17 protein-coding genes and 1 tRNA gene are annotated in these 22920 nt (G+C 52.5%); 9 read left to right on the plus strand and 9 right to left on the minus strand.

Annotated elements, in window-relative coordinates; all coding sequences use genetic code 11:
* Positions 1-59: 59 nt before the first annotated feature.
* Together BLV85_RS07335 and BLV85_RS07340 are read right to left on the minus strand one after the other, a co-directional pair.
* A complete protein-coding gene (locus tag BLV85_RS07335; RefSeq protein WP_090413802.1) occupies positions 60-1613 on the minus strand; it encodes an XrtA system polysaccharide chain length determinant in 1554 nt (517 codons plus the stop codon).
* A 55-nt stretch (positions 1614-1668) separates the two neighbouring features.
* Positions 1669-2286, minus strand: coding sequence for an XrtA/PEP-CTERM system exopolysaccharide export protein (locus BLV85_RS07340; RefSeq protein WP_090413805.1), 618 nt, complete (start codon positions 2284-2286; stop codon positions 1669-1671).
* 749 nt (positions 2287-3035) lie between these two features.
* Here BLV85_RS07340 and BLV85_RS07345 point away from each other — a divergent pair.
* From BLV85_RS07345 to BLV85_RS07360, 4 genes are all read left to right on the plus strand, one after another.
* On the plus strand, positions 3036-3419 hold the full coding sequence (locus BLV85_RS07345; RefSeq protein ID WP_090413807.1) for a VOC family protein: 384 nt from the start codon (positions 3036-3038) through the stop codon (positions 3417-3419).
* A 165-nt stretch (positions 3420-3584) separates the two neighbouring features.
* Positions 3585-3821 carry a hypothetical protein gene (locus BLV85_RS07350; protein WP_090413808.1) on the plus strand — a complete coding sequence of 79 codons (237 nt, stop codon included), beginning with the start codon at positions 3585-3587 and terminating at the stop codon, positions 3819-3821.
* Positions 3822-4208: 387 nt separating this feature from the next.
* Positions 4209-5876, plus strand: a complete 1668-nt coding sequence (ettA, locus tag BLV85_RS07355; RefSeq protein ID WP_090413809.1) for an energy-dependent translational throttle protein EttA — start codon at positions 4209-4211, stop codon at positions 5874-5876.
* A 266-nt stretch (positions 5877-6142) separates the two neighbouring features.
* Entirely contained in the window at positions 6143-7507 is a 1365-nt protein-coding gene (locus BLV85_RS07360) for a DEAD/DEAH box helicase (protein ID WP_090413811.1), read from the plus strand.
* A gap of 31 nt (positions 7508-7538) precedes the next feature.
* On the opposite strand, the gene BLV85_RS07365 is transcribed toward BLV85_RS07360, so the two are convergent.
* The 3 genes from BLV85_RS07365 to rfbC form a co-directional block, all read right to left on the minus strand.
* A complete protein-coding gene (locus tag BLV85_RS07365; RefSeq protein WP_245725124.1) occupies positions 7539-8336 on the minus strand; it encodes an alkaline phytoceramidase in 798 nt (265 codons plus the stop codon).
* 91 nt (positions 8337-8427) lie between these two features.
* Positions 8428-9777, minus strand: coding sequence for a DNA repair protein RadA (radA, locus tag BLV85_RS07370; RefSeq protein ID WP_090413813.1), 1350 nt, complete (start codon positions 9775-9777; stop codon positions 8428-8430).
* Between the two features lie 21 nt (positions 9778-9798).
* Positions 9799-10347: a dTDP-4-dehydrorhamnose 3,5-epimerase gene (gene rfbC / locus BLV85_RS07375; RefSeq protein WP_090413815.1), complete on the minus strand. Its 549-nt coding sequence runs from the start codon at positions 10345-10347 to the stop codon at positions 9799-9801.
* Positions 10348-10432: 85 nt separating this feature from the next.
* On the opposite strand from rfbC, the gene BLV85_RS07380 reads away from it, so the two are divergent.
* Positions 10433-10525 (plus strand) — tRNA-Ser (locus BLV85_RS07380).
* A 41-nt stretch (positions 10526-10566) separates the two neighbouring features.
* On the opposite strand, the gene prsK is transcribed toward BLV85_RS07380, so the two are convergent.
* The 3 genes from prsK to BLV85_RS07395 all read right to left on the minus strand — a co-directional run bounded on the left by prsK (position 10567) and on the right by BLV85_RS07395 (position 15114).
* Positions 10567-12645 carry an XrtA/PEP-CTERM system histidine kinase PrsK gene (prsK, locus tag BLV85_RS07385; protein ID WP_090413817.1) on the minus strand — a complete coding sequence of 693 codons (2079 nt, stop codon included), beginning with the start codon at positions 12643-12645 and terminating at the stop codon, positions 10567-10569.
* Between the two features lie 198 nt (positions 12646-12843).
* The gene (locus BLV85_RS07390; RefSeq protein ID WP_090413819.1) at positions 12844-14241 is read right to left on the minus strand and encodes a TIGR03013 family XrtA/PEP-CTERM system glycosyltransferase; all 1398 of its coding nucleotides are present in this window, start codon (positions 14239-14241) and stop codon (positions 12844-12846) included.
* 144 nt (positions 14242-14385) lie between these two features.
* Entirely contained in the window at positions 14386-15114 is a 729-nt protein-coding gene (locus tag BLV85_RS07395) for a S1 family peptidase (RefSeq protein ID WP_245725125.1), read from the minus strand.
* 559 nt (positions 15115-15673) lie between these two features.
* On the opposite strand from BLV85_RS07395, the gene BLV85_RS07400 reads away from it, so the two are divergent.
* The 4 genes from BLV85_RS07400 to BLV85_RS07415 all read left to right on the plus strand — a co-directional run bounded on the left by BLV85_RS07400 (position 15674) and on the right by BLV85_RS07415 (position 22537).
* Positions 15674-17053 carry an L-serine ammonia-lyase gene (locus BLV85_RS07400; protein WP_090413824.1) on the plus strand — a complete coding sequence of 460 codons (1380 nt, stop codon included), beginning with the start codon at positions 15674-15676 and terminating at the stop codon, positions 17051-17053.
* Between the two features lie 140 nt (positions 17054-17193).
* Positions 17194-18432 carry a TraB/GumN family protein gene (locus BLV85_RS07405; protein ID WP_090413826.1) on the plus strand — a complete coding sequence of 413 codons (1239 nt, stop codon included), beginning with the start codon at positions 17194-17196 and terminating at the stop codon, positions 18430-18432.
* Between the two features lie 283 nt (positions 18433-18715).
* Positions 18716-20602 carry an ABC transporter ATP-binding protein gene (locus tag BLV85_RS07410; RefSeq protein ID WP_090413828.1) on the plus strand — a complete coding sequence of 629 codons (1887 nt, stop codon included), beginning with the start codon at positions 18716-18718 and terminating at the stop codon, positions 20600-20602.
* A gap of 498 nt (positions 20603-21100) precedes the next feature.
* On the plus strand, positions 21101-22537 hold the full coding sequence (locus BLV85_RS07415; RefSeq protein ID WP_245725126.1) for an AAA family ATPase: 1437 nt from the start codon (positions 21101-21103) through the stop codon (positions 22535-22537).
* 233 nt (positions 22538-22770) lie between these two features.
* Here the strand turns inward: BLV85_RS07415 and BLV85_RS07420 are convergent.
* On the minus strand, positions 22771-22920 hold a 150-nt coding region (locus BLV85_RS07420; protein WP_176973882.1), incomplete at its 5' end, for a transposase.

Genomic DNA, 22920 nt, shown 5'->3' on the forward strand with positions numbered 1-22920 from the left:
TCCAATACCTGAATTTATCCATGACTCGCCAGCACTGACAACAATCCACTCTTTCCAAATCAAGGCTGTGCCAATGCCGCACTCGGTGTATTCATATAAACCATCAATACCACATAACAGGTCATCAGCATCAGCAGGGAAATTCCAAATGCGAAAAGACGTCCCTTCCGTTTTTTCTTTTCTTGCTCAGTCCAAATCATGGGAATCGTTCCCAGAATTGGCAATCCCGTTATCTCGCGCAAACTGCCCTGGCTGTGGAAAGTTGGACGTATCTGACTGATGATGAAAGCCATACCCACACCCACCAATAAAGCGCCCAGAAAGACGATTGTGAAGAATTTGCTGCGATCGGGTCCCGAGGGCATATCCGGCACGGTAGGGGGATCAATGATCCTGAACGACATCAATCCTGTCGTGGATGTCATTTCTCCGGAAATCTCGGCCGAAGCCCTGCGCTCCAGGAGTTTCTCGTAATTGGCCTTGTTCACATTATAATCACGGTTGAGTTGCTGCATTTCCACCTCCACCGCAGGCACCATGGCACTCATCGATTTAAGCCGTTCATATCGGGACTCATACTCGGCCACACGCGCCTTCATGGAAGCCACCAGCGCCTCGGCTTCGGTTAAAGCAATGTTCAGTTGCTGCATCATCGGATCGTAACTTTTACCCTGCATATGGGCAGTCCCAGCAAGCTTGGCTTCCTCGATTTTGCGTTCTTCTAATTGAGAGATCAGTCGTTTGGTTGCCACCACATCCGGGTGTTGGTCGGTAAAATTCAGCATCAGATTATCCAGATTGGTACTCAGTGCCTGAATACGGGAATCAATCTCCGGATTCACGATGCTTTGCGGTGAGATTTCGCTCGCCTCCAGCAGCAACACCGGCTCATCGCCTGTGATTTGTCTTTTAACCGCGTCTCTGGCTTGTTCAGCCTCGACCAGCGCCAGCTTGGCTTTCTCCAGTTCTTCCATTGAAGCCACCAGCTGTGTGTAATAATCCCCCTGCCCAGGCAACAAACCGAGATTTTTTTGCTTAAAGGCCGTCAGCGCGGCTTCGGCCGCAACCAGCTTTTCTTCATAGGCGGCAATCTGTTGATCGATGAAACGCAAGGCCGAAGTCGAATCCTGGCGTTTTCCCTCCAGACCGCCTTCGACAAAAATGGTCAATAACGCCTGCACAATATCCTTGGCAAGCCCGGGATCCTTGTCATCGTATGCAATCGTAAAAATATTATCCCGCCCGGTTGAAGCAAGCTTGATATCTTTCATCAACGAAGTCACCAATCTATCTTTTGCGCTATCACTCGTAACCTTGAGATCCAGATCCACCATACGGATAATCCGCTCCACATTGGGACGGCTGATCAGTGTACGGCTCATGATGTTAACTTGCTGTTCGGGATTGGGCGCCACGGTCATGCCCGCCATCAGAGGTCGAAGAATACTTTGGGTGTCGACATAAATCCGGGCAGAAGCCTGGTAATTATCAGGCATCTGATAGACGAACAGCCACCCCAGAATCGCCACGAACCAGGCAACCGCAACGGATACCCAGCGGTACTTCCAGACACCCTTGATGTAAATCAGCAATTGGGCGATCAATTCATCCATTTTGGATTACCCCGCTTTCGATGATGCATATACTCAGACCAAATAGAACTGACAATTAAAAATAGCTTTCTGGAATGACCAGCACATCTCCCTGATACATGGGCACGTTGGCGGAAATATCACCATCCCGGAGCAGGTCATCCAGTCTGACACGGAACTCTTGCTGGCTGCCATCGATATAGCGAATGATCCGGGCACGATTGCCGGCAGCAAAGTCGGTCAACCCGCCCACAGCAATCATGACATCCATCAGCGACATGTTTTCACTATAGGGGAGCGCCTGGGGTTGCGCAGCTTCCCCAATCACCCTGATCTGTTCGCTGAAAGGCCCGACAAATCCAGTGATCACGACAGTGACAACCGGCTGTTGCAAATACTTCGACAGCGTTTCTTCGATATCGCGCGCCAGTTCGGTTGAGGTTTTGCCGCTGGCCGGCAAATCTTCGACCAGGGGAGTCGTGATTTTGCCATCCGGTCGAACCGGCACACTCATCGATATCTCCGGATTACGCCAGACAATAATGTTCAATGTATCGCCGGGCCCGATCAGATAATCATGCGGAATTTTCTCCCCCTCGGTAGTAAGCAGTGGATAAGTTTTGCACCCACCTATGACTAGCAGGACAATAATGATTAAACAGTTAACTAGCCAGTCTTTGATTGGAATATTCACACGGAACCCTCACTAAATTGATAGTCTGCTGAGATTGACCTGATTTTGATATGGCCTAATCATAAAGCAAAATGTATTATCCATAACGTAAAATTTAGGCATGAATCCCCATGTACTTGCAACAAAACCACCACCCGAGAAACGCCATATCTATCCTATGTATCTGCGTCTAACACGATAAAAAAGCCTATCACTTTTCTTGAAGGAAAATGTGATCAATCCCACTGACAGTCGCCGGCATCCCGTAATTTGCATCCTCTCCATGTCGTGGAAAATTGCAGACTCATATATCTGTGACGCCCAGGTTCACGCTTATGGATTTTGCAACTGCGGCTTGATTTACAAACTGGCATATCGTTGTCCAATGTCCCGAAAATTGTACGACTCGGTCCTGAGCCTTATCGCCACCAGATAAATACGAAGAGGATCACTGATTCTTATTATCATGGCCTCTGCTGACTATATATAAACACAATGGCAATCAATTCAGGCACACACTCAGGCCATTGCCAAAAGCCTGATGACAGGTTTACGGAAAGTCGAGAGAAAACTGAAGCATCGATGATCAATTAATAAATCCGGTCCCAGGCCTGAAATTCCAAACATGCCAAGACATCAATCTGATTTTGCACGATGCATCATGCTCAAACACAAGAAAACTTAATGATACTCACATTGTCAACGTTATAATCAGCAAGCAGGTTTGGCGTGCAAGACTGAACAATTACTCTAAGTTGGAGGTGGTGTCTATGGCTATCACACTGAATCATACAATCGTGCCATCGCGTGACAATCAGACCTCGGCAGATTTTTATTGCGACCTGTTTGGCTTTGAATATCTGGGTGAATTCTCGCATTTCATTGTGGTACGGGTGAATGACACGCTATGTCTCGACTTTGACAACAGTGACAAATTCGAATCCCATCACTACGCGTTCAAGGTAACGGAGCAGGAGTTTGATGAAATTCTTTCCCGGTTACAGGCAGCACACCTCAAATATGGCAGTGGGCCCAGTGAAGCTGAAAACATGCAGATCAATCATCATTATGGGGGGCGCGGTGTTTATTTCCGGGACCCAAGTGGCCACCTGCTCGAAATCCTAACGGTTGACTATGAAATACCGCCGCACTGATCGCCTGACCAGTTCAATAATATCTGGACATGATCCAATGACCTGATCGTGCGAAATAGTGGCTGGACACTGACCACTTGCCGTCAATCGCTACAATATGTTAGAAACTGTTTGGAAATGCTGAACCTGAGTGATCGTACCGTAGTATGGCGTATGTGGATACGAATGGTTTTTCCAAACCGTGAGCATCTTGGCAAGCGACTCGGTATCGAAACCAAGCTGGCGTTAGGCTGGATTGCTCCGCTGTGCTCGCAAAGACGGCAGAAAACAATGGTCATCCGCAATTTCAACCGCCGTCTTGGCGAGACTCAACGGGCCGCGGCCATCCAGATGCTTTTCGATAATAATAACGCTACAGTTGCCAAAGCGTTGGGCAAACTGACCTGGGATTGGCATTTCTAAACAGCTTCTTAAGTGGAGTAATGACTGGCAATCGAAGTCGGCGGCATCACTGCTGTTTTGATCAAATTCCCCACCAGTTTATGCGGCCATCCGCTGGCATTCAGCAACTTGCATGTCTTGGTGAACGATAAGAATCTGACAGAGTTCTGATCTATATGAATGGTCGTTTTTCAAGTCTCTGCCCAGGCAGTTCGCGCCATCGCGGAAAACAGTCAACGATCCTGGCAGCACCCTCCTTTCTTGATTGAAGCAATCGATTTGGCCGCGGGATCTGGCCACATTGCCGATTGCCTTATAATCATGTGATCAGCAGGCATCTTTTTAGTAGCGGATTCCTTAACCCTCGGGTTTTTAACTCACTTAAATTCAGGATTAATAAACAAATTTATGGCCCAGTATGTTTTAGTCATGAATCGTGTCAGCAAAGTTGTTCCACCCAAGCGCACGATTCTCAAAGATATTTCCCTCAGTTTCTTTCCCGGTGCAAAAATTGGCCTGCTCGGCCTGAATGGTTCGGGCAAATCCACCTTATTGAAAATCATGGCGGGGGCGGACAAGGATTACGAAGGCGAGTGTACGCCCATGTCCAATCTCAACATCGGTTATCTCCCGCAGGAACCGCAACTCGACCCCAATTTAACTGTACGCGAAGCGGTTCAGGAAGGATTGGGCGAGGCGTTCAACGCCCAGCAACAATTGGAAGTCATCTATGCCGCTTATGCCGAACCGGACGCCGACTTCGATGCACTGGCAGCCGAGCAATCGCGGCTGGAAGCGATCCTGATCGCACAGGAAGGAGACAATCTGACGCAACAAATGGAGATTGCAGCCGACGCCTTACGCTTGCCTGAGTGGGAAGCACGCATCGAACATCTGTCGGGTGGTGAGAAACGTCGCGTTGCCCTATGCCAACTGTTATTGTCGAAACCGGACATGCTGCTGGTGGATGAACCCACCAACCATCTTGACGCCGAATCAGTCGAATGGCTCGAACAGTTCCTCGCGCGCTTTTCTGGAACTGTGGTTGCCGTGACGCATGACCGTTATTTCCTGGACAATGCAGCAGAATGGATTCTGGAGCTCGACCGTGGCCATGGCATACCTTGGAAGGGTAATTACTCAAGCTGGCTGGAACAAAAAGAAGTGCGATTGAAGCAGGAGGAAAGCGCCGAGTCTGCCCGTCAGAAATCGCTCAAGAAAGAGCTGGAATGGGTCCGGCAAAATCCCAAGGGCAGACAGGCAAAATCCAAGGCACGTCTGGCGAGGTTCGAAGAACTCAATTCCCTGGAGTACCAGAAGCGCAACGAAACCCAGGAAATCTTCATTCCGGTTGCAGACAGGCTGGGTAATGAAGTCATCGAATTCAGCAATGTCTCCAAGGGATTCGGGGACCATCTCCTGATCGACAACCTCAGTTTCAGAGTCCCGCCTGGCGCAATTGTCGGCATCATCGGACCCAACGGCGCCGGAAAATCGACCCTGTTTCGCATGATCATCGGGCAAGAGCAACCTGATTCAGGCCAAATCAAAATTGGTGAAACAGTCGACATTGCCTATGTGGATCAATCACGCGGCACACTGGCCGGCGACCAGACTGTTTTCCAGATGATTTCGGAGGGTAATGACATTCTTGCGGTAGGGAAATTTGAAATTCCTGCACGAGCCTATCTGGGGCGTTTCAATTTCAAGGGCCCGGACCAACAAAAAATTGTCAGCACGCTCTCCGGCGGCGAGCGGGGACGTTTGCATCTTGCCAAAACCCTGATTTCGGGTGGCAACGTATTGCTGCTGGATGAGCCTTCCAACGATCTGGATGTCGAAACACTGCGGGCACTCGAAAACGCGCTGCTGGAATTTGCCGGGTGCGTGCTGGTCATCTCGCATGACCGCTGGTTCCTCGACCGGATCGCCACCCATATTCTGGCCTTTGAAGGCGATTCTCAGGCCACTTTCTTTGCAGGCAACTATCAGGAATACGAAGCGGATAAACGTCAACGCCTCGGAGAAGAAGGCGCACAGCCGAAACGGATCCGCTTCAAGCCGATTACCCGTTAATCATTCTTCTCCATCCACGACAGTCTCACAAAAATTCGACAATCCCTATGATTGCTGTATACTTGTGGGACTGTTCCAAACAGTTAATTTCCCAGTTTCATCGTTCCTGACCTCTCCTAGACTTCCCTGTTTCCACAAGAAATTGTGCAGTGCCTCTGGTTAGCGGCGATGTATAGTCTGCGCTAGCGGTACTTACTACATGCCGATACGGTATCTATCGTGTTTCTGCTCGCGCGTTTACTTTTTTTCTTATCAGGAAAATCAACGTGTCTTTTGAAAGTTTAAATTTACACCCTTCCATCATCAAGGCAGTCCAGACATCGGGCTACACCACCCCCACTCCCATTCAACAACAAGCCATTCCTGAATTGATCGCCGGCCACGACGTCATGGCAAGCGCACAAACCGGCACCGGCAAAACGGCAGCCTTCATGCTGCCAGCCCTGCATCGCCTGGCATCGCCCGCGGCAGTACGCAGCCGTGGTCCGCGTGTACTGGTTTTGACACCCACTCGCGAGCTGGCCTTGCAAGTTTCGGAAGCAGCCAGCAAATATGGAAAATTTCTGCCGCGCACCAAAGTTGTCAGCATTCTGGGCGGCATGCCCTATCCACTCCAGAACAAATTGCTATCCCAGACCGTCGATATTCTGGTCGCCACGCCGGGCCGCTTGATCGACCACATCCAACGCGGACGCGTGGATTTTTCACGGCTTGAAATGCTCGTGCTGGATGAAGCGGATCGCATGCTGGACATGGGCTTTATTCATGACGTCGAGCAAATCGCCGCCTCCACTCCGGCAGACCGGCAAACCATCCTGTTCTCAGCCACACTGGACAGCGCGATTGATAAAATTGCCGCACGTTTATTGAAATCACCCAAACGGATTCAGATCGCATCCCAGCGCGCCAAGCTCGAGAACATTGAACAGCGCCTGCATTACGTGGACAATCTTTCGCATAAAAATCAATTGCTGGATCACTTGCTGCGTGACACCGCCATCAAACAGGCGATTGTATTCACCGCAACCAAGCGTGACGCAGACTCGCTGGCGGATAACCTGTCCGCCCAAGGCCACAAGGCTGCCGCAATGCACGGAGACATGACCCAGCGGGAACGCACGCGCACCCTGACCGGTCTGCGTCAGGGGCGGCTAAAAATACTGGTTGCGACCGATGTGGCCGCACGCGGGATTGATATCGCCGATATCACGCATGTCATCAATTTCGATTTACCGAAGTTCGCCGAAGACTATGTGCACCGTATCGGACGAACAGGACGTGCAGGGGCATCGGGCATTGCAGTCTCCTTCGCATCGGACAAGGACGGCATACATCTCAAGAGAATAGAAAAATTCACTGGAAACAGGATTGAATCGCATGTCATTCCCGGTATGGAACCGCGCTTCAAACCGAGAAGAACGCCTCGCAACGATGCCATGCCCAGGAAATCGCCTTCAGCCCATAAAGGCAAGCGCACTTGGCCAAATAATGCGGATGCACCCAATGCATCCAGCCATAGAGGCAATCGAACTGCCTATGGCCAACCCCAACCATACGGGCGCGACGAACGCAGACGTTCATTCAGAAGCGACAGCTTAGCCGGCTCCGGCAATTACGCCCGGGCAAAATAACGCCATCACCCGCCGGGCATGGGTCGCTTGATCAATGCCCGGCAGGAATGACTTCATGCGACAATAATTTGCGCCGCTTCAGCATGCGCAGCAACCAGTAAACCGCCAGCCCGGCCAACAGATGCTTGAGCGCATGGCCACTGATCACCTCTCCCAGCTGATAGACAAATTCATCCAGTAGTTCGGCAAGTTTGGCCAGGGCATACCATGCCAGCACCCCATAGATATCGGCAGACCGGGTATAGCGGGACGGAAAAAACCTGACCAGCAGAATGATCAGCAGCGGCGCACCAAATTGGGTCGCAATGTAAAAATTCAAATTCCCTTCACCCTGCTGCTCGCTCCAGTACCAGAACAGGACACTCGCTCCCCCCAATGATACCAACACGCCCAATACGAGCGCCGCCCGCTTGATCGGCACACGCTCGATCAAGACTGCCGACAGCAGCGCCATGATGCCCAACGCAATCGGCAACCGGTCCCAAAACAGGCCACTGTTATCCGGATTCCAGTGGTAATAGGCCGATCCGGGAAACACCAGCACGATACTTGCAAAAACGACCAGGTAAGACCGGTATTCGTCCACTGTACAGACTGCAAGAGATGGCTGCTGCCACGCCGCCCCTGCATACAGAAACTTCAAGCCTGCCAGACCCACAAACAGGAATGGCAAATTGGAAACAATATTCCAAAAATTGGGCATCCCCAGCCAGACACGCTGGTCTGCAAAGTCATGGTAAACATGCGGCTGAGAAATCGGCGGCAAGAAAAAAGCCACTACAGGCAACAAAATTGCCAGCATCAGCAATAAATAAAGTTTTGTACGCATCGATAACATTTAATCAAAATCTTTCTGGATTGCGCAAGGCCAACTGGCAATCCTTAGGGCTCGTTAATGAATCACCTTGAATCGCTAATGTTCAGCGCAAACAATTGACGGCCTCGTCGACGCGTTCCACAGCGATGACCTCCAGCCCCTCGATTGCCTGTTTCGGCTGATTGGCCTTGGGCACAACTGCCTGGGTAAACCCCAATTTGGCGGCCTCTTTCATCCGTTCCTGACCGCGCTGGACCGGCCGCACTTCACCAGCCAGCCCGATTTCCCCAAACACCACCATTTTTTCCGGCAGTGCCCGGTTCTTCAGGGACGAGACAATTGCCAGCAGCACTGCCAGATCAGCACCCGGTTCCGTAATCTTGACGCCACCGACAGCATTGATAAAAATATCCTGGTCGAAGCAGGGTATGCCCGCGTGACGGTGCAGCACCGCCAGCAGCATCGCCAGCCGGTTCTGCTCCAGGCCGACCGACAAACGGCGCGGGTTGGGGGCATGCGCTTCGTCTACCAGCGCCTGAATCTCCACCAACAGCGGACGGCTGCCTTCTTGTGTCACCATGACACAGCTACCAGCCACTTGGCCGCCATGATGGGAAAGGAACAAGGCAGAGGGATTGCTCACTTCCCGCAGCCCTTTCTCGGTCATGGCAAACACCCCCAATTCGTTGACCGCGCCGAAACGATTCTTGAAAGCTCGAATCAAGCGAAAGGTCGAGTGTGTATCGCCCTCGAAATACAAGACGGTATCGACCATATGCTCCAATACCCGTGGACCGGCCAGCGCACCTTCTTTGGTCACATGGCCAACCAAAATCACACTGGTTCCACTGGCCTTGGCAAATCGCGTCAAACGAGCGGCACATTCCCGTACCTGGGCAACCGATCCCGGGGCGGATTGCAAGGCCTCGGTATAGATGGTTTGGATCGAGTCGATGACAACCACATCAAAATGCCGTTCAGCCAGTACCCTGTGCACAACTTCCAATTGAATCTCGGCCAGCAGGTTGACCATTGCCACATCCAACGTCAGCCGCCGCGCCCGGAGTGCGACCTGCTGCGCCGATTCCTCGCCACTGACATACAGCACCTGCTGGCACGCAGACATGCGGGACAAGGCCTGCAACAGCAACGTCGATTTGCCGATACCGGGATCCCCTCCCAGCAACACCACGCCGCCCGGCACCAACCCGCCTCCCAACACGCGGTCAAACTCGGCCAGACCGGTGGTAGCACGGGGCGCATCCTGTGCTTCCACCTCGCTCAAATTCAGCACCTGTCCTGCTGCCGGATCCGATGCAGCACCCAACCGGCTCTTTTCAGCGATGGTCTCTATCAACGTATTCCATTCGCGGCAGTGCGGACATTGGCCCTGCCATTTCAAGGTCTGTCCGCCACAGGCGCTGCAGGTATAAAGTGTCTTGATTTTAGCCATCGTCAGTCGATTGATTGCGCATCAATCCTGATAGACTTCCGCCTGATCAAATGCCTTGCCCTGGGCATCCTTGGCGGAAAGCAAGGGTTCTCCAGCGATCGGCCAGTCTATCTGCAATTTTGGATCATTCCAAAGCATGCACCGCTCGTAATCAGGCGCCCAGTAATCCGTCGTTTGATACAAAAACTCCGCATAATCGGAAAGCACGACAAATCCATGCGCAAAGCCTTCAGGAATCCAGAGCTGCCTCTTGTTGTCCGCGCTGAGAATCTCGCCTACCCATTGGCCAAAAGTCGGCGAGTTGCGCCGCAAATCCACCGCGACATCAAATACCTCTCCCACCACCACCCGCACCAGCTTTCCCTGTGGCTGCCTGATCTGGTAATGCAGGCCGCGTAAAACATGCTTAAGCGAACGCGAATGATTGCTTTGCACAAACTTTACGCTACGCTGAATCAATGCTTCGAACTGACGCTGGTTATAGCTTTCGAAAAAAAAACCACGTTCGTCACCGAACACCTGCGGCTCGATTACATACACGTCGGGAATTGTTAATTGCACAGCCTTCATCGATTTTTCCCAATTGCCATAGCATTCCTATCAAAAAGTTGAAAAACTGGTAAAATAGCGTCATTGAAAGATGCAGATGATTCATGGAGAGGTACCGAAGCGGTCATAACGGCGCTGACTCGAAATCAGATGGTCGGGTTCTCCTGACACGTGGGTTCGAATCCCACCCTCTCCGCCACGCCATCCGAACACACCAGTGCAGCAAGACTTGATGCATTTTCAGTCAATTCCAGCGCTTTCACAGTTGCCCATGTCCCGGTAAACCGGCAGCATCACCGAAAAAATCGAGCCTTGTCCCACCCGGCTGGACACATGCAGCTTCCCACCCAGCTCTTCCACGTATTCCTTGCTCTCGAAGACACCAATACCCATACCAGCCGTCTTGGTTGATTCAAACGGTTGAAACAGTTTGTCGCGTATGAACTGTTCGTCCATACCATGGCCAGTATCTTCAATCTCGATCACAGCCCATTCATCCTTTTGCTTGAGCCGTATCGTGACTTGCCCATCCTTTGGCGTCGCTTCGATTGCATTTTGCACCAGGTGGCCCAGGACACGCTCGAGACGTACTTGATCGGCCCTCACGCTGACCCCAGTCCCGTCAATCACAAGGCCGGGCCTGGGTTCAAAGAATGATTTGCTTTGAGCGATTTGCTGCAACATTTCCGCAAGCGGCAAACGATTGATACTATCGATTCGGTTGCCGTTACTGAGCTTCTCGAGCATCCGCTTCATTTTGTTGACCGACAAGGCGATCGTCTCAATCATATCCTGTTGGAACTCGGGGTTGTTTTTATGTTTCTCGGCATTCGTCAACAAAAGCGACAGCTGGGAAATCAGGTTTTTGATATCGTGCACCACGAATGTGGAGATCCGGTTGAATGACTCAAATTGACGGGCCATGGAAAGTGCCTGATCGGTCTCGTACTGTGCCAGATAGCTCGCTGCCTGACTGCCCGCCACTTTCAACAAATCCCGCACTTCCCAATTGAAATCCACATGACTTCTGGGCTCGGTCAGCACCACGAATCCGAGCAATTCCCCATGCAGAATCAAGGGAATCACCCATCTTGCCTTGGGAATGGCAGGCAACCAGTCGGGCAAAATCATCGCCGCATATTTTTGCGGGTCGGAATCATGCTGCTGCAAATCGATCACCCAGGCATTTTCCTGCATGAACTGACAAAAACGACTGCCAGCATCCACACACTCATCGATATCTGGAATATTCCAGCGGGCAATCGGACGGTAAATCCCCTGCTCGGATTTGAACCACAAGCCACCGGCCGGGCTTTCCACGAGTTGCGCCAAGGCAGCGATCACACGCACCCTCAATTCCGTTTTTTCTTCTGAGAGCGTACGCGTAAAACGCAGCCATTCTTCTCGGTAATCGTAGTTATAGCTAAAAAAATGCTTACTGATGAATACCCTGAGCCAGGATCGCGTTGTGCCGGAGAACAGCACAATAATCAATAGCACGATGGCACCAAACAGGAAGATCAACTGTAGTACCGTGCCCCAGGATCCACCGGAAAAGCGGAGATAATAGCCGACTGCAGCCATCAATAAAAGGTAAACGGCTGCGCCAAACAAGGCCGAGGAATAAAACAGGATATGCCTGGAAACCGCGATCCCGACGGTCCACTTTGGATTGCGCGCCGCCGAAAACGCGATCAGCGGGACAGTTAGCGCATTGATCCAGCCGCGCGCCACCCAGACGTCGATATTGATTTTGCGAAATAGCAGCGCATCGCTGTAGAGATAAAAGTCGTAGACAAAAATACCGCCAATTCCCAAACAGATGAATTTGACGCCCCAGCGCTGTTCCTGAGGCGTATTCCGGTAATACTGCTCGATGAGAATCATGCCGATGATCGCCATCACCACTTTCGTCAGAAACACATAGTGCAGCGAAGCGGCTGAATCAGGTGCCATGTCAACCACTGGGTCAAACAACAGCGCCTGTACCAGACAGGCGAAATAAAACAGAACAACCGCAATGACCGCAGGCCTGATCTTGGGGGATGTTGCGCGTGTTTCCCGTACCTGGAAAGGGCCAAGCAAAATGATCAGGAAAGCAGTCAACACTGCATTGCGCAATATTTCCAGTGTCTCCACCAGAACCGGATTTGCCATCTCCCAATATGACAATCCTGCGAGGGTTCCCGCCCACAGTGCAGAAGTCAAACTGGCGACCGCCAGCAGCAGGCCATAGAGCCGCCCCCGCCAACTGGTCAAAAGCAGGATGGACAGCAAAAGAAAAGCAATAGCTGCCGATGCGTAACTAGCGCTCGCCATGGCTATTAGGGCTCGTTAATGAATAACTTGGGCATACGCTGCTACGTATTCGGGAAAGATGCAAGGCGCGAGGCGAAGCCGAATGATCGTTCCATTCGCAAGCCTCGCAACGCCGCAGATGCTCGAATACGCAACAACCCTTCAGGCTCAAGTTATTTATTAACGAGCCCTTAACATGCAAACCGATTGCTATAAAACTCACCGGCTGCCTTTCCCCAGCAGAACAACCCCAACCGTATCGATCAATATCACGACATCAAGAAACAGGCTGTGATTCTTGACGTAATACAAATCATATTGCAGTTTCTCGATCGCATCTTCGACTGAGGCCCCGTAAGGATAGCGCACCTGCGCCCAGCCGGTTATTCCCGGCTTGATACTATGCCGCATATTGTAATAGGGGACCTGCGCACTCAGGATATCGACAAAATGCGGACGCTCAGGCCGGGGACCGACAAAACTCATCTCACCCTTGAAAACGTTAAAAATTTGTGGCAACTCATCGATTCTCAATTTACGTATAATTCTTCCGATTCTTGTCACACGCGGATCATCGGCAGTCGCCCACTGCGGTTTTCCTCCCTTTTCCGCATCGTTGAACATACTGCGGAATTTGGCAACCTGATAGACCGCCCCGCCCTTCCCAACCCGTTCCTGCTTGTAAAACACAGGCCGCCCATCCTCGATCAGGATCAGCAGCGCGGCTACCAGCATCACCGGCAAAGTGACTATTAGGAGTATCAGACTGGCCGTTATATCGAATACGCGCTTGACGGTCGTTCTCAATGTTCCCTGATCGAAGCCGCCACCAAATACCAGCCAACTGGGATAAAGCGCATCCATGCGCAAATGGCCGCATTCCCGTTCATAGAAACCGGCGATATCGGTCACCCGGATACCCCTGATCTTGCATTCCAGCAGTTCCTGTATCGGAAAAGTCCCGCCCCGCCGCTCCTGTATGGCCACGATAACTTCCTGAACATCATACTGATCCACCAATGACAGCAACGGAGCTGTCTTGGGCACCACCGAGGCGGCAGGCACACTGCGTGGCTCTTTTTCAAATGGAATAAACCCGACTACCTTGAAGTTGTGCAGCGCAGAGCTGCCTTCTACCAAATCGAACAACTCCTTCGCTCTGGATCCGGCACCTAAAATCAACGCCCGGGAACGCAACGTATCCAGACCGGACCATCGGAAAAACAGGATTCGCCCCAGCACGATCAGCAACAATGCCAGTAACATCACAATGGCGAGCAACCCACGACCAAAGTAAAATTCCGGAAACAGGTAGAAAATCAGCGCCATAATGCCAAATCCCAGCGCCAGGGATGGCAATAACCGGAGCAGAATACCCTCAAAATCACGCCTGCTATCCAGTTGATACATACCCAATGCGGCCATGCAAGCCATGATCACAAAAGTAAAAACAAAAGCGCCAGGCAATTGGGAGAGCAGCAATTCAGTCGCCGTCCCCTGCCAATACATGAACCGAATACCTGCCCCGATGAAAAACACCAGAAACAGTTCGATGATTTCAATTCCAGCCAGCAATACCGAGAATCTGGAAATGTAATGATTAGAAATCCGGATCAAAATACTCTCCAGCCAAAAGCAGTACAAAAATAATCAATTATTTCATCGTCCGGCGTTGCACATGCTGTGGCACGACGGTTGCAGAAACGGCAAGCTAAGGCAGAAGAACAGAGTCTGTCCGCCGATCGGGGAATCATGCTTCAATTATGGTCGATTGCGTTTAAGCAATTCTTTGATGTAAGTCCCCGGAATGGCATAACTGATTCCACTCGGGTTGCTGAGGGCTGATTCCTTTTTGCTTTTGACAAACACCATATTGACCACGCCATAAACCTCACCGGTCCCAGGATCATACAACGGGCTGCCGCTGTTACCAGGGTAAGCGGTGCCATCGAGCTGAAATACCTTGTAGGCTGACCGTTGCAACTGACGGATTTTGCTTGAATCGAGCTGCCGGGCATTATGCACGGGCAAAATGATCGGTGTGATCGAGGCGATCAGTGCTCGGTGTGTAACCGGATAGAAACCGAGGATCATACCGATAGGAAATCCAGTGAACGCGAGAACTTGTCCTTCCTTTATCTTGTCTGCATCACCCAGTTTCAACGTAGGCAAAGGCGCACCCTCGAAGCGCAGCAACGCCAAATCATATTCCTTATCCAGGGCCACGACTCTGGCCACCCGCAATTCCGGCCTTTCTCCCCGGCCAGTCATAATCACCAACGATTCCCTGTTGGGACCGCCCGCCAATTCAGGTATGACATGCGCATTGGTTATCGCATGCGAACCATCCTCGACGACAAAGCCTGTTCCCAGGAAATTGAGGGGAGGAGAGCGCATTTTCTGAAAAGTGCCCACACCCACGATCGCCGGCTTGACCCGATCTATCGTCGCGACCAACTCCGCATGACAGGACTGCCATACAAACAGCATCAAACACGCGAGGAACAATCGGCTCCGAAACAAAAACCGTCGCCCTGAATGGCTATCTGGAATCATAGTGTCTAATAGTAATTGCAACACAGACAGCATTGCCCGCAAGCATTATCCAATCAAAATACTTTAACCGGCCATCCTGCAAAGATGACGCAACGCCGAATAAGCATCCAAGCTCCCTGCTTACGTTTAAACCATAGCATACTTGCCCCAGTCTATGCATTATTTAGGAAGCCCCGGTTGGCTGCCATGATTGATATATCTTCATACAGTTTTCAGACGGATCAACGAATCTCGGGATAAGCCCTAACTATAATCTTATGGTACATAAACGCACCCAGGATTTCGTCTATCCTGAAGCAAGTTTCATCAAACTGCTATACAATTTTGCAGCCACGGCTGCTGTTCCGATACACTGCACCGTGACGCAGTGCGATGCCCATTCCATTTCAATACCAGGCCACCAGGACGCAAAGCAAACTTGATTGACAAATTTTAGATTTCTCCAACATCTCAACCTGCAATACCAGACAATTGAGTCCAACCCATTAACTTTATGTTTATCAGCGTACTTGATTTATTCAAAATCGGCATCGGCCCTTCAAGCTCCCATACCATGGGCCCGATGGTTGCGGCAAACGTTTTTCGTGACCATGTCAGCCAATACCTCGCCGAACAGGCCTCCCCTCAGCATTATCAGGTGTCCTGCACACTCAAGGGTTCGCTCGCTTTCACAGGCAAGGGCCATGCCACTGATCGCGCAGTGACACTGGGGCTGCATGGCTACAGCCCCTCTGCGCTCGCCGGGCAGGATGTCAACGCATTGATCGCAACACTCTGGTCAGCCGATGTTTTAACTCTGAATGACAATCGACAGGTGGCCTTTCATCCAGATGATGATATTTGGTTCGACAAATCCGCCCCTTTGCCACAACACCCCAATGGCATGATTTTTTTCCTTCATGACGAACAGAACAATACCGTACTGTCCGAAACCTATTTCTCAATCGGAGGCGGCTTCATCTGCACCCTCGCCGAAATCGACCAGCTGAACGCGCCCCTCAAAATGGAATCTGGCAAAACCTGTCCCTATCCTTTTGATTCTGCACGCAGCATGTTGAAGATGTCGCAACAAAGTGGCTTATCGATCGCGGCCATGAAACGCGCGAACGAACTCACCAGAATGCCGGCCCAGGCACTGGACCAAGGACTGGACGATATCTGGCAGGCCATGCGCCGTTGTGTCGAATCCGGCCTCTCCACTGCGGGCCAACTCCCGGGGGGATTGAAAATACAGCGCCGCGCCCGAACTCTGTACGAACAACTTCAGGCCCGTCCAGAACAAGCCACACTCAACGACTGGCTATGTGCCTATGCCATGGCCGTCAACGAGGAAAATGCCGCCGGACACATGGTAGTGACCGCCCCCACCAATGGCGCGGCCGGTGTCATTCCTGCTGTGCTATATTACCTGCACAAACATGAGCAGGGCACCCACCAGCAAATTCGCGATTTTCTGCTGACCGCCGCCGCCATAGGCGGATTGATCAAGCATCGCAGTTCCATTTCGGGCGCGGAAGTCGGCTGCCAGGGAGAAGTTGGATCGGCCGCCGCGATGGCTGCCGCAGGGCTGTGTGCGGCACAGGGCGGATCCTCCGAGCAGATCGAGAACGCTGCCGAGATCGCATTGGAACACCATCTGGGCATGACCTGCGATCCTGTGGGCGGCCTGGTGCAAGTCCCCTGCATCGAGCGCAATGGTTTTGGCGCGATCAAGGCGCACACAGCGGCAGCGCTTGCCCGCCGCGGCACCGGCCAGCACTTCATGCCGCTCGATAGCTGTATCGCCGCCATGAAACAAACCGGCCTGGAAATGTCACACAAATACAAGGAGACCTCTCTGGGCGGTCTCGCAGTCAGCATCACGGAATGCTGACGATGGCCGCGAACAAACCGTTTGCCCTGGCACATGCACCGCGTTGATCGGGCCCCGCATGCAAAGACAACTCCCGCGTTCCCGGCACGCCATCGCGCTGGCACGTTAACCCTTTGACTCTTGTACTTGATAATTCATCCATGTCAGAAAGCAAAACGATTCAATCCCCCCATGACGCCCACCAGGCAACCGAACCACTCCAAACTTTCGAACTGGGTCAGAACAGGAAACTCACCATCCTGGGAACCGCGCATGTATCCCAGGCCAGTGCGGACAAAGTCCAGGAGTTGATTGCCACCCAGGCATTCGATGCCGTGGCGGTAGAGCTGTGCCCCAGCCGCTACAAAGCGATTGTCAATCCGGATCTGCTGGCCAAAATGGATCTTTTTCAGGTGATCCGCAAAGGCCAGGCCTATATGGTCGCGGCCAGTCTGGCGTTGGGCGCATTTCAGCAGCGCATGGCGGAGAATCTGGGAATCGAGCCGGGTGCTGAAATGCGTACGGCAGTCCGGGATGCACAAGCAGCAAAACTACCGGTATTGCTGATCGACCGGGAAATTGGCACCACTCTGAAACGAATCTATCACAATTTTCCCTGGTGGCAGCGCTTCGGGCTATTCAGCGGCCTGCTCGCCAGCATCATGAGTCATGACAAGGTCAGCGCGGAAGAAATTGAACGCCTCAAGGAAGGTGATGTGCTGGAAAGCACATTCTCGCAACTTGCCGAGAACCAGCGGGATTTGTACGGACCACTGATCAGCGAGCGCGACGCATACATGTCCGCGCGCCTGCTGAAAGAAATCACCGAAAACAACTACCAGCATACGCTTGCGATCGTCGGTGCGGGCCACATGCAAGGCATCAGGCAAATCTTACAGACGGATGCATCCCGGTCGCCCGATGACACCATTCGCCAGCTCGATATCATTCCCGATGCAGCCCGCTGGATCAAATATGTACCCTGGTTCATCGTGGCGCTGATCCTGACCGGCTTTGGCATTGGCTTCCAGCGCAGCCCCGATATTGGCATGGCGATGATCATCGACTGGGTTATCATCAATGGTGGATTGTCTGCAACCGGTGCCGCCATCGCATTGGCCCACCCGCTGACGATTGTCACCGCCTTTCTGGCCGCACCACTCACATCACTCAACCCCATGGTTGGCGCGGGCATGGTGGCCGCAGCAGCTGAAATCTTTTTGCGCAAACCGCAGGTCAGTGACTTCAGCCGGCTCCGGCAGGATACAATACGCCTCAAGGGCTGGTGGAAAAATCGCGTCACACGCACCTTGCTCATTTTCCTGCTGGCATCTTTCGGTTCCGCGATCGGCACCTATGTCGCCGGATTCAGAATTTTCGAACATCTCAGTGGCAGCTGATTGATTCAAACGATTCAGGGAAGCGGGCTTGCCATTTCTTGGATAAAATAGCCCTGGGACTGCCATGCAGGCTGGTTACTATGCAAGTCGGGCATGGCATATTGTAAACTGCACGCTGCCGTCCGTACAACCAGGGATACACCCTTACCGGCGCCCACTGCAGCCATCGGTCTGTCGCTTGAAAATCCCCTGCTCCGGTTAACCCGACTGTCAATACCAGGTAAAAAGTGTGCAACAGCCTGCCATTGTTTATCACCCACATGCTGCCTCTGACAATTAGCTTATGCTTCGCTACTTCGAGCGTCTGATCGACCCCTTCCCACCCGGCCAGCCGGCCGAACCGCCGGCTTCGCTCTATCGCTTCTGCCGACACTATACCAAGGGCCTGGAGCCCTACCTGCTGCTGCTGGCTATTTTCACCTTTTGCGTGGCCGTGGGAGAAGCCATGTTGTTCGGTGTGCTCGGCACCATCGTCGACTGGCTGGCCGAGAGGGATCCACAGGCATTCTTGCAGCAAGAATCCCGCGCGCTGCTGGGACTGTCACTCTTCATCCTGATCCTGATGCCCCTGCTGGTATTTGCCCATTCAGTAATCCTGCATCAGTCACTCATGGGCAATTTCCCCATGCTGGTGCGCTGGCTGGCGCATCGCTACCTGCTCGACCAAAGTTACACATTCTTCCAGAACGAATTCAGCGGACGCGTGGCAACCAAAGTCATGCAGACAGCGCTGGCAGTCCGCGAATCAGTCATCAAAACCCTGGATGTCTTGCTGTTTGTCAGTGTTTACCTCATCACAGCCCTATTGCTGATCGCCAACGCCGATCTGCGTCTCTGCCTCCCACTGCTTGTCTGGCTGGCAGCCTATTCGTGCATTCTTTACTACTTCATTCCCAGACTCAGGCGCATTGCAAAATTACAGGCGGACACGCGCTCCAACATGACCGGCCGGATCGTCGACAGTTACGCCAACATTCTGACCCTCAAGCTGTTCTCCCACACCCAGCGCGAATCCGGCTACGCACAGGACAGTATGCAGGAATTCCTGGATACTGTTCACCCCCAAATGCGTCTGGTAACCTGGCTGAATACCTGGGTCTGGATCAACAACATGTTATCGGTGTTTGCGATCGGGGCACTGGGCATATACCTGTGGCTCAATGGCAGCATCAGTACCGGCGCCATCGCGGTTGCGCTGAGTCTGGCGATCCGCTTGACCGGCATGTCGCACTGGATCATGTGGGAAGTCGGCGAGCTATTCGAGAACATCGGCATAGTCCAGGATGGCATGAACATGCTGGCCAAACCGCACGCCATCGTCGATGCCCCGCATGCCAGACCCCTATCCGTCACCCGGGGTGCGATCGATTACAACCGGGTCAATTTTTCCTACCACCAGGCAAGCCATGGTAAAAGTGCCCAAATTTTTGACGGGTTTGATCTGCACATCAACGCGGGTGAAAAAGTTGGTATTGTGGGGCCGTCGGGGGCCGGCAAGTCGACCCTGATCAATCTGCTGTTACGCTTCTACGATATTCAGCAGGGCAGTATTCTGATTGACGGCCAGGATGTGCGCACGGTCACGCAGGCCAGTCTGCGCGCCAATATCGGGATCGTCACCCAAGATACCTCGCTGCTCCACCGTTCGATTCGAGAAAATATCCTGTTTGGCAAACCCGAGGCCAGCGAAGCCGAAATGCTGGCTGCCGCCCAACACGCGCATGCCCATGAATTCATCATGGACCTGGTCGATTACAAAGGCCGCAGAGGCTATGATGCGATGGTGGGAGAGCGTGGCGTCAACCTGTCGGGCGGTCAGCGCCAGCGCATCGCCATCGCCCGCGTCCTGCTCAAGAACGCCCCCATTCTGATCCTCGATGAAGCAACTTCAGCGCTCGATTCCGATATCGAAGCCAGCATCCAGCAAAGCCTCTATGAGCTCATGCAGGGCAAAACCGTTATCGCCATCGCCCACCGCCTCTCCACCATCGCCGCCATGGACCGGTTGATCGTAATGGATCAGGGCCGCATCGTCGAACAAGGCAGCCACGCGGAGCTGCTCTCACATGATCAGCTCTACGCAAAACTGTGGAATCGCCAATCCGGCGGATTCCTCGGCCATCTCGATCACGACAGTCCAGCGCAGCCAGACCCAAACCCAAACCACTAATGAACACAAATACACACGAATCATCAATGCGGCAGGAGAAGCTATTCGGCAATGGCCGCAACCCGTTGGGCCTCGCCCCGTAGGGTGCACCTGTGCACCGGTTTTTATCATATGAAACAACTTGCTGGCACTGCTCAGAACGTATAACGGTGCGCAAGCGCACCTGTGCCCCGTCCGTCTGACGTTAAATGATGGTAGCCGGCAGCCAGTGTTAGAAAATCGGCACCACACAAACTCTCTACGCAGCATGGATTTGCACGCCCTCAAACTGCTCACATAACCTCCCAAAACAAATACAGGCCTCAACCGGATTAAAGATTTACCGCCATCTGGCCGAATTAAGCAGGACTCGCTGCGCACCCGTTCAATCGGCTGGCTTCCCTATTCCATTGGCCGCCCTGGGTATAACCGAAGGTTTTCCAGTGGAGCGATCCGAGCAGGCAATCAAGCCGGGGTGTGGCAGCTGCAGCCCTACAATCTTTTTTACAAGGTGGAAATGTGAATTCAGTCGAAGAGCTAATGATTCATGAAAGACTGTTGACCGATGAACAGCTAAAACGCGCGCGCATCCTGCAGCAGCAACTTGGCAGCCATTTGGGCGATGCCCTGCTGTCACTCGATTTGCTGCCTGAAGAACAAATCATGAGATTCTTCAATCCAGTGCCACCGGTCCCGGTGAAAATCGCCGATACCGGTCTGGATGAATCTTTTCTGGTTGATCTCTCACTCAAGGCTGCTTACCTTGAGGCCGGCACCTTCTCGGTCCAATCGATCGCCGAAACACTCTGCCTGCCTTTCAGTGTCGTGACCGAACTGATCGAACGCATCCGCACCGATCATCTGGCAACGGTCAGATCCATGAACGGCTACGGCGATACCACCCAGATTCTGGAACTGACCCAACGGGGGCGGGAAAGAGCGGAAGCCGCGCGCGCGATCAGTCAGTATGTCGGTGCGGCGCCCGTTCCGTTGCAGGATTATACCCGTGCGCTGGTCAGGCAAACCGTCCGGGAAATCGATCTGGATCGCGCCTGGATTCATGCGGGACTGCAGCATCTGGTCATAGGCCAGCAATTACTGGATCAACTGGGGCCGGCTTTCGCATCCGGACGCTCCATCTTCTTGTACGGGCCGCCCGGAACCGGCAAAACCAGCATTGCCGAGGCACTGGGACGCAAATTACCGGGAGAAGTGTATATCCCGCAGGCGATTACAGTCAGTGGGCAAATTATTCGTTTGTTTGATTCCGCCATTCACAAAGAACTGCAGCATACCAGCCAACAGGAAACGGGCCAGCTCGATCTGAATCGACATATCAGACATGATCCACGCTGGAAAAAATGCCATCGGCCGGTCGTCATGGTAGGCGGCGAGCTGACACCCGATATGCTCGAATTCCGTTACGATGAATCCAGCCGCTTCTATGAAGCACCGATCCACATGAAAGCGGGCAACGGCATGTTCATACTCGATGATTTCGGCCGCCAACGGATAGCACCGCGCCAATTATTGAATCGCTGGATCATCCCGCTGGAACGCGGCACCGATTTCCCTTCGCTGCACACGGGCATGAAATTGACGATACCGTTTGATCAGATTACCGTTTTTTGTACCAACCTCAACCCATTGGATCTGGTGGACGATGCATTCTTGCGCCGGATTCGTCACAAAATACATATCCGCCATCAGACCGAGGAAGAATTCAAGGAAATTATGCGCCGCATCTGCGAAGCGCAAGGCATCGCCTGTGAAGCACAGACAGTGGAATATCTGCTGGAAAATTACTACCGCAAAACCAACCGCCCCATGGCCGCCAATCACCCGCGGGATCTCATGGAACACATCGTGGACCGGGCCCGCTTTCTCAAGCAACCGGTCGCGCTCGCACCGGAAGCAATCGATTCAGCAGCCGCCAATTATTTCGTGAAGCTCTGAACACACGCTATCCAAGATAAATTGTTGAATCGGTGCACAGGTGCACCCTACCCCAACCGGAGATGTTATCCCCCCGCGTAGGGTGCACCCGTGCACCATCAAACCAAATCTGAATACCAGTTGTCGGCAAACATCGCTACCCAAGAGCAATCAATTCTCACTAAACAACCACCAGCTAAAGCTGGTGGGTTAGTGACAATGACTAAAGTCAGGATACGGGTCTTAAGACCCGTTTAGCTTTCGGTTCTGAAATTATCATCACCTTTAGGTTCAAAATGATGCTCCAAATAGTTTTGAATCATTTCTTCTGTCAGTTCTCCTGATGTTACACAAAAGTATCCTCGCGCCCAAAAATGGCGCCCCCAGTAGCGTTTTTTTAAGTC

Origin of the sequence: Nitrosomonas halophila, from assembly GCF_900107165.1 — a bacterium.
Lineage (GTDB): Bacteria > Pseudomonadota > Gammaproteobacteria > Burkholderiales > Nitrosomonadaceae > Nitrosomonas > Nitrosomonas halophila.

Excerpts from the sequence above, each read along its gene's own strand:
- BLV85_RS07335 (WP_090413802.1), bottom strand. The coding sequence starts at position 1,613 with ATGGATGAATTGATCGCCCAATTGCTGATTTACATCAAGGGTGTCTGG.
- BLV85_RS07345 (WP_090413807.1), top strand. The coding sequence starts at position 3,036 with ATGGCTATCACACTGAATCATACAATCGTGCCATCGCGTGACAATCAG.
- BLV85_RS07350 (WP_090413808.1), top strand. The coding sequence starts at position 3,585 with ATGGTTTTTCCAAACCGTGAGCATCTTGGCAAGCGACTCGGTATCGAA.
- ettA (WP_090413809.1), top strand. The coding sequence starts at position 4,209 with ATGGCCCAGTATGTTTTAGTCATGAATCGTGTCAGCAAAGTTGTTCCA.
- BLV85_RS07365 (WP_245725124.1), bottom strand. The coding sequence starts at position 8,336 with ATGCGTACAAAACTTTATTTATTGCTGATGCTGGCAATTTTGTTGCCT.
- radA (WP_090413813.1), bottom strand. The coding sequence starts at position 9,777 with ATGGCTAAAATCAAGACACTTTATACCTGCAGCGCCTGTGGCGGACAG.
- rfbC (WP_090413815.1), bottom strand. The coding sequence starts at position 10,347 with ATGAAGGCTGTGCAATTAACAATTCCCGACGTGTATGTAATCGAGCCG.
- prsK (WP_090413817.1), bottom strand. The coding sequence starts at position 12,645 with ATGGCGAGCGCTAGTTACGCATCGGCAGCTATTGCTTTTCTTTTGCTG.
- BLV85_RS07395 (WP_245725125.1), bottom strand. The coding sequence starts at position 15,114 with ATGCTGTTTGTATGGCAGTCCTGTCATGCGGAGTTGGTCGCGACGATA.
- BLV85_RS07400 (WP_090413824.1), top strand. The coding sequence starts at position 15,674 with ATGTTTATCAGCGTACTTGATTTATTCAAAATCGGCATCGGCCCTTCA.
- BLV85_RS07405 (WP_090413826.1), top strand. The coding sequence starts at position 17,194 with ATGTCAGAAAGCAAAACGATTCAATCCCCCCATGACGCCCACCAGGCA.
- BLV85_RS07410 (WP_090413828.1), top strand. The coding sequence starts at position 18,716 with ATGCTTCGCTACTTCGAGCGTCTGATCGACCCCTTCCCACCCGGCCAG.